At 72.9% G+C, this 12,421-nt stretch carries 9 protein-coding genes; 4 read left to right on the top strand and 5 right to left on the bottom strand.

Going from position 1 to position 12,421, the window contains the following annotated elements; genetic code table 11:
* Window positions 1-56 precede the first annotated feature (56 nt).
* From ctaD to M8C17_RS03420, 5 genes are all read right to left on the bottom strand, one after another.
* On the bottom strand, window positions 57-2,060 hold the full coding sequence (gene ctaD, locus M8C17_RS03440; RefSeq protein WP_252414839.1) for a cytochrome c oxidase subunit I: 2,004 nt from the start codon (window positions 2,058-2,060) through the stop codon (window positions 57-59).
* 123 nt (window positions 2,061-2,183) lie between these two features.
* Complete coding sequence (locus tag M8C17_RS03435) at window positions 2,184-2,912, bottom strand: STAS domain-containing protein (protein ID WP_252414838.1); 729 nt, start codon at window positions 2,910-2,912, stop codon at window positions 2,184-2,186.
* A gap of 110 nt (window positions 2,913-3,022) precedes the next feature.
* Complete coding sequence (locus tag M8C17_RS03430; protein WP_374556953.1) at window positions 3,023-3,481, bottom strand: DUF4383 domain-containing protein; 459 nt, start codon at window positions 3,479-3,481, stop codon at window positions 3,023-3,025.
* An 85-nt stretch (window positions 3,482-3,566) separates the two neighbouring features.
* Complete coding sequence (locus M8C17_RS03425) at window positions 3,567-4,724, bottom strand: glycosyltransferase (protein ID WP_252414837.1); 1,158 nt, start codon at window positions 4,722-4,724, stop codon at window positions 3,567-3,569.
* Window positions 4,725-4,773: 49 nt separating this feature from the next.
* On the bottom strand, window positions 4,774-5,757 hold the full coding sequence (locus M8C17_RS03420; protein WP_252415074.1) for a glucosyl-3-phosphoglycerate synthase: 984 nt from the start codon (window positions 5,755-5,757) through the stop codon (window positions 4,774-4,776).
* A gap of 230 nt (window positions 5,758-5,987) precedes the next feature.
* Between M8C17_RS03420 and M8C17_RS03415 the strand changes: the two genes are divergently transcribed.
* From M8C17_RS03415 to secA2, 4 genes are all read left to right on the top strand, one after another.
* The gene (locus M8C17_RS03415; RefSeq protein WP_252414836.1) at window positions 5,988-6,998 is read left to right on the top strand and encodes a Gfo/Idh/MocA family protein; all 1,011 of its coding nucleotides are present in this window, start codon (window positions 5,988-5,990) and stop codon (window positions 6,996-6,998) included.
* Window positions 6,991-8,079: a zinc-binding alcohol dehydrogenase gene (locus tag M8C17_RS03410; RefSeq protein WP_252414835.1), complete on the top strand. Its 1,089-nt coding sequence runs from the start codon at window positions 6,991-6,993 to the stop codon at window positions 8,077-8,079. Before M8C17_RS03415 ends, M8C17_RS03410 begins: the two co-directional genes overlap by 8 nt.
* Window positions 8,080-8,131: 52 nt before the next feature.
* Window positions 8,132-9,874, top strand: a complete 1,743-nt coding sequence (locus tag M8C17_RS03405; RefSeq protein ID WP_252414834.1) for an ABC transporter ATP-binding protein — start codon at window positions 8,132-8,134, stop codon at window positions 9,872-9,874.
* 76 nt (window positions 9,875-9,950) lie between these two features.
* Window positions 9,951-12,242: an accessory Sec system translocase SecA2 gene (secA2, locus tag M8C17_RS03400; RefSeq protein ID WP_252414833.1), complete on the top strand. Its 2,292-nt coding sequence runs from the start codon at window positions 9,951-9,953 to the stop codon at window positions 12,240-12,242.
* The last annotated feature ends 179 nt before the right edge of the window (window positions 12,243-12,421 follow it).

Here is a 12,421-nt window from a genome sequence, read left to right as displayed (position 1 = left end):
CGTCGACGACACGGGGCCGGCACCTTCGGGTGCCGGCCCCGCGTCGCGTACCCGGGTCAGTACTCCTCGGTGTCGCCCTTGCTGTGCGGGTGCCGCCACCGCTCGTTGGGCTGCTCGTCGCGTTGGGCGCCGAGGTTGGTCTCCTCCGGCTCGTCGGTGTGCTCGAAGCTGGGTCGGCGCACGCCGTCGGGCTCCGGCACGTCCACCGGCCGGGCGCCGGACCGCGCCGCCGGCTGGTAGTCGGCCGCCTCCTGGGCGCCGTGCGCGCCCTCGGCGGCCGGGGACTCCGGCACGTGGTGCTCCATACGCAACTCCTCGGTGAAGTGCTGTGGGGGCTTCGTGCTGCGCTGCGGCAGGTCGCGGCCCAGGTCGGCGACGAGCGGCCCGTACTTCAGGTCGAAGGCCGGACGTTCGGAGCGGATCCGGGGCATGCGGTCGAAGTTGCGCAGCGGGGGGGGACAGGTGGTGGCCCACTCCAGCGAGTTGCCGAAGCCCCACGGGTCGTCCACCGTGACCATCGCGCCGTACCGCCAGGACTTCCACGCGTTGTAGATGAAGAACAGCGTGGACAGGCCGAGGACGAAGGCGAAGATGCTGGAGATCGTGTTCAGCGTGGTGAAGCCGTCGGTCGGCAGGTAGTCGGCGTACCGCCGGGGCATGCCCTCGTCGCCCAGCCAGTGGTGCACGAGGAACGTGCCGTGGAAGCCGATGAACATCGTCCAGAAGTGCGCCTTGCCGAGCCGATCGTCGAGCATCCGGCCGGTCATCTTCGGCCACCAGAAGTAGTAGCCGCCGAAGAGGGCGAACACCACGGTGCCGAAGACCACGTAGTGGAAGTGCGCCACCACGAAGTAGCTGTCGTGGGTGTGGAAGTCCACCGGCGGGCTGGCCAGCAGCACGCCGGTCAGCCCGCCGAGCAGGAAGGTGACCAGGAAGCCGATGGCGAACAGCATCGGTGTCTCGAAGGTGAGCTGTCCCTTCCACATGGTGCCGATCCAGTTGAAGAACTTCACGCCGGTGGGCACCGCGATCAGATAGCTGAGGATGCTGAAGAACGGCAGCAGCACCTGGCCGGTGGCGAACATGTGGTGCGCCCAGACCGTCATCGACAGCACGGTGATCGCGATGGTGGCCAGCACCAGCCCGGTGTAGCCGAAGATCGGCTTGCGGGCGAAGACCGGGATGATCTCGGTGATGATGCCGAAGAACGGCAGCGCGATGATGTAGACCTCGGGGTGGCCGAAGAACCAGAACAGGTGCTGCCAGAGCATCGGGCCGCCGGTGGCCGGGTCGAACACGTGCGCGTTGAGCAGCCGGTCGGCCGAGAGCGCCAGGAGCGCGGCGGCCAGCAGTGGGAACACCAGGATCACAAGCACGCTGGTGAACAGCATGTTCCACGTGAAGATCGGCATTCGGAACATGGTCATGCCGGGCGCGCGCAGGGTCAGGATCGTGGTGATCAGGTTGACCGCGCCGAGGATGGTGCCCAGCCCGGAGACGACCAGGCCGACGACCCACATGTTCGCCCCGACCCCGGGGCTGTGCTCGGCACTGCTCAACGGGGTGTACGCGGTCCAGCCGAAGTCCGCCGAGCCCTGCGGGGTCAGGAAGCCGCCGACCACCATCAGACCACCGAACAGGTACAGCCAGTAGGCCAGCGCGTTGAGCCGGGGGAAGGACACGTCCGGCGCGCCGATCTGGATCGGCACGATGAAGTTGGCGAACCCGAACGCCGCGGGCGTGGCGAACAGCAGCAGCATCACCGCGCCGTGCGAGGTGAAGAGCTGGTTGTACTGCTCGGAGGAGAGGAACTGGAGCCCGGGCCGGGCCAGCTCACCGCGGATCAGCATCGCCTCCAGCCCGGCCAGCAGGAAGAAGCCGAAGGACGTCAGCAGGTACAGCAGCCCGATCTGCTTGTGGTCGGTCGTCGCGAGGAACCTGATCAGGGAGCTGCCGGGGACCGGCGACCGCAGCGGCCCGGGGAAGCCCCCGAAGCGGGCCGGCGCCAGGATCGCGGGGCCCCGATCACGACCGGGCTCAGTGGTTACCCGCTTGGACATGGCTACTCACCCCGTCATGACGACAGAAAGGACGAGCGTTGCTACCCGTCCCTCTGACCATGAAACCAGGCGAACCGCCAATTTCGGTCAGAACTCCGGTACCGGCCCAACCACCCCGGACGCTCAGGTCGCGGGCAGCATCGCCCAGACGGCCTTGCCCTGCCCGGCCGGTACGCTGCCCCACCGCTGCGCCAGCTCCCGCACCAGCAACAGCCCGCGTCCGCCCTCGGCGCGGAGATCCGCCCCGCCAGCGCGGGCGGCCGCCCGGCTGCCGTCCACCACGGCCAAGTGCAGGTACGGCCGGCGCAGCGTCACCGTCACCTGCATGGGCGTGCCAGCGTGCCGGACCACGTTGCCGACCAGTTCGCTGAGCACCAGCGCGGCGGGGCCGGCCGCGTCGGGCAGGTTCCACCGCGCGCACGCGTCGGTGACCATCTCCCGGGCACGCCGGCAGGCCTCGGCCACCGGCTCCAACCGGACCCGCAGGCGGGGGGAGGTGGCGGCGCCCGCCATCCGGGTCGCTTCGTCGCAGTCCGGTGACACCGGGACCACCCGGCACGCGGACGTCTCGGTCAGCCAGCGGGCGGCCGCCGGCGGCGGGGCGCAGAGCACCACCGGCACGGCCGGCCACTCCTCGGCCCGTCGGGCGGTGGCGGCGAAGACGGAGAGCGCGAGCCGGTCCCGGACGGTGACCTCGGCGAGGTCCACGACCAGTGCCTCCGGTTGGGTGGCCAGCGCGTCGTCCAGCGCCCGGTGGACCGTGCGCATGGTGCCCAGGTCCAGCGGCCCGGCGAGCCGGACGATCGCCACCGGTGCCGCGTCGCGCACCTCGCAGGTCATCCGGCTGGACATGGAACCCCTCGATCCGCTGGTGTGTCGGGATCTGCGAACTACCCGACCCGGACCCGGGTCAAACCGGACCGGCGGGCCGGGCGAGGCACGTCACGGATGGGGTGGGCAGGTCAGTGGCGGGCTCGTCCGGTCAGCAGGCCCAGCGCGATCATCCCGACGCCGAGGCCGAGGTGCAGCCAGTCGTCGGCGTCGTTGACCGGCAGCACGTTCGCGCCGGTGTCGTGGTCCACCGCCAGCCCGTAGAGCCAGAGCACCAGGTACACGGCGCCACCGCCGACCAGGAACGTCCGGGCGCCGGTGACCGTGCGCGCCAGCGCCAGCCCGGCCACCCCGAACAGCAGGTGCACCAGGTTGTGCAGCACCGACACCTGGAACGTGCCGAACAGGAACGCGCCCGAGCCGTGGCCGGCGAACCGCAGGTCGGACGTGCCGCTGGTGATCCCCGGCACGAAACCGAGGACGCCGATCAGCAGGAACAGCACCGCCACCGTTCCCGCCGCGCGGCGTACCGGCGGCCTGCCGTCGGCCGGATTGGAGCGGGCCCGGGAGTGCGCCATCGGTCCGACCATCACCGGCTCCTCGCTGCGCGGCGGCGTGAGGGCTGCCGGCTACCCGTTGCCGCCGACGGCAAACGTCGACGGCAACGGGCGACGGTCAGACCGGCTGCAGCCGTGGCGCGCTGGCCAGCTCCCGCACCCGCTGGTACAGCTCGACGTAGCGCTGGGCCATCACCTGCGGGGTGAACCGCCGCGCGGCCACCCGCCGGCACTCGTCGGGGTCGAGCAGCTCGGCGGCCACCACCAGCTCGTCCAGCTCGTCCTCGTCGGCGGTGAGCAGCCCGGTGCGGCCGTGCTCGATCAGCTCCGGCAGGCAGCCCCGGGCGGTCGCCACCACCGGCGTGCCCAGGGCGAGTGACTCGACCACCGCCGTGCCGCCCGGCTCCTCCCAGCGCAGCGGGAACAGCGACGCGCGGGCGCTGGCGAGCAGGTCGTCGCGCTCCTGACCGGCCACGGTGCCGACCCAGCGGACCAGGTCACCGTCGACGTGCGGCGCCACCTCGTCGAGGAAGAACCGCACGTCCGGGTTCTGCCGTGCCTCGTCGCCGGCCGCGGCCAGCTCGGCCGGGCGGTGGTACGGGCCGACCGGCCCGGCCAGCACCAGCGGGATGCCGACGCGGTGGGCGAGCCGGGCGCCCACGTCCTGACCCTTGCCGGGGTTGATCCGGCCGAGGATGAGCAGGTGGTCGCCCTTCTCCGGCCGTGGCCGGCGGTCGGCGTCCACGGCCAGCGGCGTGGACAGGTGCACGTGCCCCACCGAGTGCTGCTGGAGCGCGAGCGGGGCGCGGGCCAGTTGCGACGCGGAGACACCGTTGACGCGGACGCGGGCGCCGCCGTCCAGGCTGCCGTAGAGGGCCGGGTGCTTGGCCAGGTCCCAGTGCAGGGTGTGCAGGGTCGGCGGGCCGCTCGGCCCCATCGCGGCGAGAGTGGCGAGCCCGACCGCCTCCACGTGGTCGTGCACCAGGTCGATGTCGTGGCGGGCGTGCAGTTCGCGGACCACCCCGGCCAGGTGCGCCTGGGCGATTCCGCAGACCTGGTTGTACGGCCGCTGCAACGCGGCGAACTGCCCGTCGGGAAAGACCGACACCTTCTCGTCCACCGGCAGGGTGCTGGTTCCGACCGAGGCGAGCACCACCCGTACGCCGAGTCGTCGCAGCTCCGGGACCAGCGTGGCGATCACGTTCTCGATGCCTCCGTAGCCGGGTGGTGGCACGGACAGCCACGGGCCGGCGTTCATCAGCACGGTGAGGCTCATCGGAGGTGACCTTTCGCTACGAGGGCGGCCGGCCGTGGCGCCGGGGCGTTCACGCCGCGGCCACCCGTCGCGGGGGCACCCGGTGGCGCAGCTCGGCCAGCGGCGGGCGCTCCTCGATCGACACGTCGCTGACGACGATCTCGCGGTCGAGGTTCGGCAGCGCGTCGGAGCCGCCGCGGCGGAACTGGGTCAGCAGCGGCTCCGGTGACATGCCGGGGCTGGCCCAGCCGCGCCGTTGCAGGCGGGACCAGGCGGTCAACATGATCTGCGCGGACATCCGGCCGAGCGCCGCGGTGTCCTGGTGCCGGTGCTTGCGCTCGCCCAGGTCGACCTGCGCCAACGCGTCCAGCCCGACCAGGTCGAGCAGGTCGATCAGCATCGCCGTCTCCACCCCGTACCCGGAGACGAACGGCACCTGGGCCAGCACCTCGCGCCGGGCGGCGTACTCGCCCGCGAGGGGTTGCACGAACCCGGCCAGCTCGGGCCAGAAGAGGTTGAGCAGTGGTCGGGCCATCAGCTCGGTCACCCGGCCGCCGCCGTCCTGCTCCACGCTGGCGGCGCCCACCAGCGGCCGGTGGTAGAACCCCTTCACGAAATCGACTGACGGGTCGGTCAGCAGGGGGCCGAGCAGCCCGCTCACGAAGTGTGGGCGGAACTCCCGCAGGTCAGCGTCGATGAACGCCACCACGTCCCCCTCGGCGGCGGCCAGGCCGGCCCAGAGCGCGTCGCCCTTGCCGGTGAGGCGGGGCAGCCCGCGGGTCATCTCGTCCTGGCTGACCACCTCGGCCCCGGCGGCCCGGGCCACCTGCGCGGTGCGGTCGGTCGACCGCGAGTCCACCACGATCAGCTCGTCGACCAGGGCGACCCGATCCATCAGGTGTTCCCGGATGGTCGACACGATCGCGCCGACCGTCGCTTCTTCGTTGCGCGCCGGCAGCACCACGCTGACTCGGCTATCTCCCTTGGCGCGCAGCAGCCGGCGAGCCGGCCAGTCTGCCGCCGAGGTGGTCCGGTATGTGGCCCACGCCTCCACCACCGGTGACACGCTCGATGTCGTATCCCGCACGGGCACCCCTCCCGATCCGTGGGCGGAAAAATCCGAGATTGTTTGTTCCCACTCCGCACCATGCGCTAACCGCTCCCAGGGCAACAGCTTGATCACAAGGGGTACGCCACCGCGTTCCCGGGGGATGAACGTTTGATTGCGCACAGCTCGGGGGACTGTCCCCGTCGAAGTGGAAACGTTCTCGGAAAGGTTGTCGAATGCAGATGTGCCGTGTTGGTCTGGTGGGCGCCGGGGGAGTGGCACAACGGCATGCCCGGGTCCTGGCCGCGTTCGATGACGTCGAACTGGTCGGGGTCACCGACGTGGCGCCGGAGGCGGCCACGGCGCTGGCCGGGCAGCACGGCGGGCGGGCCTACGCCGACGTCGCCGAGCTGCTGGCCGCCGGCCTCGACGCGGTGTACGTCTGCGTGCCGCCGTTCGCGCACGGCCCGGCCGAGGAGGCCGTCATCGAGGCCGGGTTGCCCATGTTCGTGGAGAAGCCCGTCGCGGTCGACCTGCCCACCGCCGAGCGGATCGCCGACCTGGTGGCGCGACGCGGGCTGCGCACCGCCGTCGGGCACCACTGGCGCTACCTGAGCTTCCTCGACCAGGCCCGCGAGCTGCTCGCCGACCGTCCCGTGCGGATGGTCAGCGGCGCCTGGCTGGACAAGGTCCCGCCGGTGGCCTGGTGGTCACGGCGTGACCGCTCCGGCGGCCCTGTGGTGGAGCAGGCCGCGCACGTGCTGGACCTGATCCGGACGCTGGTCGGCGAGGTCACCGAGGTCACCGCGTACGGCAACGGCACACCGCCGCCGGTGGACGGCGCCGACATCGACTCCGTGACGACCGCCACGCTGCGCTTCGCCGGTGGTGCGGTCGGCACGCTCAGCGCGGCCTGCGTGCTGGGCTGGAAGCACCGGGCCGGGCTGGAGATCCTCGCCGACGGGCTGGCGCTGTCGATCACCGAGGACGCCCTGCTGATCCGCGACGCCGACGGCGAGCGACACGTACCGGCCGACCCGGAGGCCGCCCGGGTGGCGGTCGACCGGTCCTTCATCGACGCGGTCCGGGGCGTCGGCGACGACGTCCGCGTCCCGTACGCCGAGGCGCTGGGCACCCAGCGGCTGGCTCTCGCGGTGGCCGACTCGGCCCGCACCGGTGAGACCGTGCGGCTCACCAGCCCGGCCGCCCCCGCGGTGCTCGTCAGCGGGGTGACGGTCGATGCGTGACCGGGTCGTGGTGGTCGCCGGCCCCGGCCGGGTGGAGCTGGTGGAACAGGAGCCCGCACCGCTGCGACCCGGCACGTTCCGGGTCGAGACGCTGTTCAGCGGTGTCTCCGCCGGCACCGAGCTGAGCTACGTCAAGGGCACGAACCCCTACCTGAACGTCACGTGGAACGCCGACCTCGGGCTGTTCCAGCCGGGCGACGCGAGCACCCCGTACCCGGTGACCCGGCTGGGCTACATGCAGGTCGGCCGGGTGGTCGAGAGCGAGACCCCGGCGGTCGCGGTGGGCACGGTCGGTGCGATGACCTACGGGCACCGCACCGGCTGGGTGGCCGACCCGGTCGCCGAGCGGTTCGTGCCGCTGCCCGACGACCTGGATCCGCTGCTCGGCGTCTACGTCGCGCACATGGGCCCGATCTGCGCCAACGGCCTGCTGCACGCCGCCGCCGACCTGCACGGCGCCGACGTCCGTTCGCTCGGCGACGGGGTGCGCGGGCGGCGCGTCGCCGTGGTCGGCGCCGGTGTGGTGGGTCTGCTGACCGCGCTGTTCGCCCGGCGGCACGGCGCCGCCTCGGTGCTGGTGCTCGACCCCACGCCCCAGCGCCGCCAGGTCGCCGAGTCGCTGGGCCTGGAGACCCTCGACCCGGACGCGGACGACCCGGCGGTGGTGCTCAAGACCCGATGGGCGCACACCGCCGGCGACCGGGGTGCCGACGTCGTGTTCCAGTGCCGGGGCCAGGCGTGGGCGTTGCAGCTCGCGCTGCGGCTCCTGCGTCCGCAGGGCACCGTCATCGACCTCGCCTTCTACCAGGGCGGCGCGGACGCCGTCCGGCTCGGCGAGGAGTTCCACCACAACGGGCTGTCGGTGCGCTGCGCGCAGATCGGCCGGGTGCCGCGCGGGCTCACGCCCACCTGGGACCGGGAGCGGCTCTCCGCCGAGACCATCGACCTGCTCCGGGCGTACGGGGACGTGGTCCGCAAGCACCTCGTCTCGGCGGTGGTGCCGTTCGACGAGGCGCCCACCCTGCTCACCGACCTGGCGGAGCGGCGCCGCCAGGAGCTTCAGGTGGTGCTGGCCGGCTGACCTGGCGCGGGAGCGCGTTCGCCGGATGACGCCGCGGGCTACCGTTCCTGCCATGAGCACCCGTGAAGGTCGGCCCGTCGGCCTGACCGCCCTGCTGCCGTACCTGCGCGAGCACCGCGCGACCCTGGCCGTGGTGGGCGCGCTGTCGCTGGTCGGGGCGGCGGCCTCCCTGGCGCAGCCGCTGCTCACCCGGTCGGTGCTCGACCGGGTGGGCGACGGCCTGGGGGTCTCCCGGCTGGTGGCGTTGCTGGTGGTGCTCGTGGTGCTGGGCGCGGCGATCGGCGGCCTGCGCAACTACCTCCTGCAACGCACGGCCGAGGGCCTCGTGCTGGGCACCCGGCGTCGGCTGGCCGGGCACCTGCTGCGCCTGCCGATCGCCGAGTACGACCGCCGGCGCACCGGCGACCTGCTCTCCCGGGTGGGCTCGGACACCACCCTGCTGCGCGCGGTGGTCACCTCCGGGCTCTTCGAGACGGTCACCGGGGCGGTGATGGTGCTCGGCGCGGGCACCGCCATGGTGCTGCTCGACCCGCTGCTGTTCGGCGTCACCCTGCTCGGGGTGGGCCTGGGGCTGGGCTTCGCGGCGACCTTCGCGCGGCGGGTGCGGGCGCTGTCCCGTGCCGCTCAGGAACGGGTCGGAGAGATGACCTCGGCGGTGGAGCGGGCCATCTCGGCGGCCCGGACCATCCGGGCCAGCCGGGCCGAGGCCCGGGAGACGGAGACCGTCTCCGGCAGCGCCCGGGCGGCGTACTCCGCGGGGCTGCGGGTGGCCCGGGTGCAGGCGGTGGTCGGGCCCGTCGGCTCGGTCACCGTGCAGGGTGCGTTCCTGCTGGTGCTCGGCATCGGCGGGGCGCGGGTGGCCGCCGGCGCGATCACCGTCGGTGATCTGGTCGCCTTCGTCATGTACCTGTTCTTCCTGGCCCTGCCGTTGGCCCAGGTGTTGAACGCGTACACCCAGTTGCAGAGCGGCCTGGGCGCGCTGCAGCGGATCGAGGAGATCATGGCGGTGCCGGCCGAGGGGGCGACGGACCGGCCGGTGGCCACGGCGACTCCCCGCCGCCCCGCCCCGATGATCGAGTTCGACCGGGTGGGGTTCGGCTACCCGGGTGGGGAACCGGTGCTGCACGAGGTGAGCTTCGCGGTGCCCGCCGGTACCCGCACCGCCCTGGTCGGCCCGTCCGGCGCCGGCAAGTCGACCCTGCTTGCCCTGGTCGAACGCTTCTACGAGGTGAGCGCCGGCGCGGTCCGCCTGGACGGCGCCGACGTGCGGGAACTGCCCCGCGACGCGCTGCGGGCCCGACTCGGCTACGTCGAGCAGGAGGCGCCGGTGCTGGCCGGCACGCTGCGGGAGAACCTGCTGATCACCACGCCCGGCGCCACCGACGACCAGCTGCACGAGGTCCTGGACAAGGTCAACCTGGGTCACCTGGCGCACCGGTCGCCGCAGGGGCTGAACGTCCAGGTGGGGGAGGGCGGGGTGCTGCTCTCCGGGGGTGAGCGGCAGCGGCTGGCCATCGCCCGGGCGTTGCTGGCCGGCCCGCCGGTGCTGCTGCTCGACGAGCCGACCAGCAACCTCGACGCGCGCAACGAGGCGGCGCTGCGCCGCGCCATCGACGCCGTGGCCGTCCGCCGGACGCTGCTGATCGTGGCGCACCGGCTCGCCACCGTGGTCGACTCCGACCAGATCGTCGTCCTCGACGGCGGCCGGGTGCAGGCCGTCGGCACACACGCCGAGCTGACCGCCACCGACCCGCTCTACCGGGAGCTGGCCACCCACCAACTGCTGGTCGGGTGAGCCGGCGGCGTCGGGGTCGACATGCCCGGCCGGCCGGGCCGCGAAAGCCGGCTCGGGTCGCGTACCGTTGCCGCCTATGGGTGTGTCGCAACGGTTCAAGAGCAAGTTCCGGCGGTTCCTCCAGCGCCCCGGCACGACCGTGGATCTTGCCCCGCTGGAGAAGCTGCTGCCGGCGATCGAGGCGCGCGAGGATGACCTCGCCGCGCTGGACGACGCCGAGTTGACCGAGGCCGCCGGCAACGCCGTCGGCTACGAGGAGATCTGCGCCGTCGGCCGGGAGGCCGCCCGCCGGGGCCTCGACCAGCGGCCGTACGACGTCCAGCTGCTCGGCGCGATGGCGCTGCTTTCCGGCAAGGTCGCCGAGATGGCCACCGGTGAGGGCAAGACCCTGACCGCCACGATCGCCGCGTACGGGCACGTCCGGGTCGGAAACGGGCCGGTGCACGTGCTCACCGTCAACGACTACCTGGCCCGCCGCGACGCCCAGTGGATGGAGCCGGTCTACACCCTGCTCGGCCTGACCGTCGGCTGGGTCAACGAGGCGTCCACCCCGCAGGAGCGCCGCGACGCGTACGCCTGTGACGTCACCTACGTCTCGGTCAGCGAGGCGGGCTTCGACTACCTGCGCGACCAGTTGGTCACCGACGTCGCCGACCGGGTGCAGCCGGCGCTGTCCACGGCGATCGTGGACGAGGCCGACTCGATCATGATCGACGAGGCCCGGGTGCCGATGGTCCTCGCCGGCTCGGTGCCGGGCGAGCAGGACCCGGTGCACGCCGCCGCCGCGCTGGTGCGCGGGCTGCGCAAGGGCCGGCACTACACCGTCCCGGAGGACGGGCGCAGCGTGGCGTTCACCGCCGCCGGCCTGGCCGCCGTCGAGGCCAAGCTGGGCATCGACCTGTACGACGAGGAGCACGTCGCGCAGCTCTCCGCGGTCAACGTGGCGCTGCACGCGCACGCCCTGCTGCACCGCGACGTGGACTACATCGTCCGCGACGGCTCGGTCGAGCTGATCGACGAGATGCGCGGCCGGGTGGCCCAGCGCCGCCGCTGGCCCGACGGGCTCCAGGCGGCGGTCGAGGCCAAGGAGGGCCTGGACGCCACCGCCGAGGGCGAGGTGCTGGGCACCATCGCGGTGCAGGCCTACATTGGGCTCTACCCGACGGTCTGCGGGATGACCGCCACCGCGGTGCTGGTCGGCGACCAGCTGCGGGAGTTCTTCGGCCTCGAGGTCGCGGTGATCCCGCCGAACACGCCGTGTGTCCGTGAGGACGAGCCGGACCGCATCTACGCCACCCGGGCCGAAAAGGACGAGGCGCTGATCGACGAGATCCGGCGCTGCCACGAGGCGGGGCGGCCGGTGCTCGTCGGCACGCTGGACGTCAAGGAGTCCGAGGGGCTGGCCGCCGGGCTGAACGCGGCCGGTGTGCCCTGCGTGGTGCTGAACGCCAAGAACGACGACGAGGAAGCGGCGATCATCGCCGAGGCCGGCGCGTACGGCGCGGTGACCGTCTCCACGCAGATGGCCGGCCGGGGCGTGGACATCCGGCTCGGCGGCAGCGACCAGGCCGACCAGGAGCGGGTCGCCGAGCTGGGCGGGCTCTACGTCATCGGCAGTGGCCGGCACGACAGCCGCCGGGTGGACGACCAGCTGCGCGGCCGGGCCGGCCGGCAGGGCGACCCGGGTGGGTCGGTCTTCTTCGTCAGCCTGGAGGACGACCTGGTCACCCGGCACGCCGCGGACGCGGTGCCGCCCTCGCCGCGGATGAACGCCGACGGCCTCGTCACCGACGAGCAGGTGGACTACGCCGTGGAGCACGCCCAGCGCGTCGCCGAGGGCGTCAACCACGAGATCCACCGCAACACGTGGCGCTACAGCGTGGTGATCGAGCAGCAGCGCAAGGCCCTCGCCCAGCGCCGGGAGCGGTTGCTGACCAGCGACGTGGCCGCACTGATGCTGCTGGACAAGATGCCCGAGAAGGCCGGCGAGATGGACGAGGACCTGCTCGCCCGGGCGGCCCGGTCGATCGCGCTCTACCACCTGGACCGGCTCTGGGCCGAGCACCTGGCCGAGCTGTCGGAGGTCCGCGAGGGCGTGCACCTGCGCGCGCTGGGCCGGCTCGACCCGCTGGACGAGTTCCACCGGGCCGCGGTGCCGGCGTTCAACAACCTGGTCCCGGAGATCGAGGCCCGCACCCTCGCTACCTTCGCCGAGACCGAGTTCGACGAGGACTGGGACCCAGAGGACGGCACCCTGGTCCGGCCGACCGCGACCTGGACGTACCTGGTGCACGACAACCCGTTCGGCTCCGAGCTCGACCGGCTGATCGCCTCGATCGGGCGGCGGCTCGCCGGCGCCCCGCGCTGACGCGACGGGCCGCGGCTTCCGGGTCCCTGTCGCGCGTCCGCGCGCCGCAGGGACCCCGATTTACGCCGTTTCGACCCGGGTTTGCAAGGGTAGTAGCCCGGGTCGGTCAAGTCGGGAGAGAGCAGACGATGACATACGTGACGACGTCGGCTGGACGCGCGTGGGGGCGTACGAGGGCT

This window comes from Micromonospora sp. RHAY321 (assembly GCF_023896955.1).
Taxonomy (GTDB): domain Bacteria; phylum Actinomycetota; class Actinomycetes; order Mycobacteriales; family Micromonosporaceae; genus Micromonospora.
Note: the sequence above shows the minus strand (reverse complement) of the source record. Positions and strands in the feature narration are given on the sequence as shown.

Bases quoted from the DNA above. Each gene is read 5' to 3' on its own strand.
- ctaD (WP_252414839.1), bottom strand. From the start codon at position 2,060: ATGTCCAAGCGGGTAACCACTGAGCCCGGTCGTGATCGGGGCCCCGCG.
- M8C17_RS03435 (WP_252414838.1), bottom strand. From the start codon at position 2,912: ATGTCCAGCCGGATGACCTGCGAGGTGCGCGACGCGGCACCGGTGGCG.
- M8C17_RS03430 (WP_374556953.1), bottom strand. From the start codon at position 3,481: ATGGTCGGACCGATGGCGCACTCCCGGGCCCGCTCCAATCCGGCCGAC.
- M8C17_RS03425 (WP_252414837.1), bottom strand. From the start codon at position 4,724: ATGAGCCTCACCGTGCTGATGAACGCCGGCCCGTGGCTGTCCGTGCCA.
- M8C17_RS03415 (WP_252414836.1), top strand. From the start codon at position 5,988: ATGCAGATGTGCCGTGTTGGTCTGGTGGGCGCCGGGGGAGTGGCACAA.
- M8C17_RS03410 (WP_252414835.1), top strand. From the start codon at position 6,991: ATGCGTGACCGGGTCGTGGTGGTCGCCGGCCCCGGCCGGGTGGAGCTG.
- M8C17_RS03405 (WP_252414834.1), top strand. From the start codon at position 8,132: ATGAGCACCCGTGAAGGTCGGCCCGTCGGCCTGACCGCCCTGCTGCCG.
- secA2 (WP_252414833.1), top strand. From the start codon at position 9,951: ATGGGTGTGTCGCAACGGTTCAAGAGCAAGTTCCGGCGGTTCCTCCAG.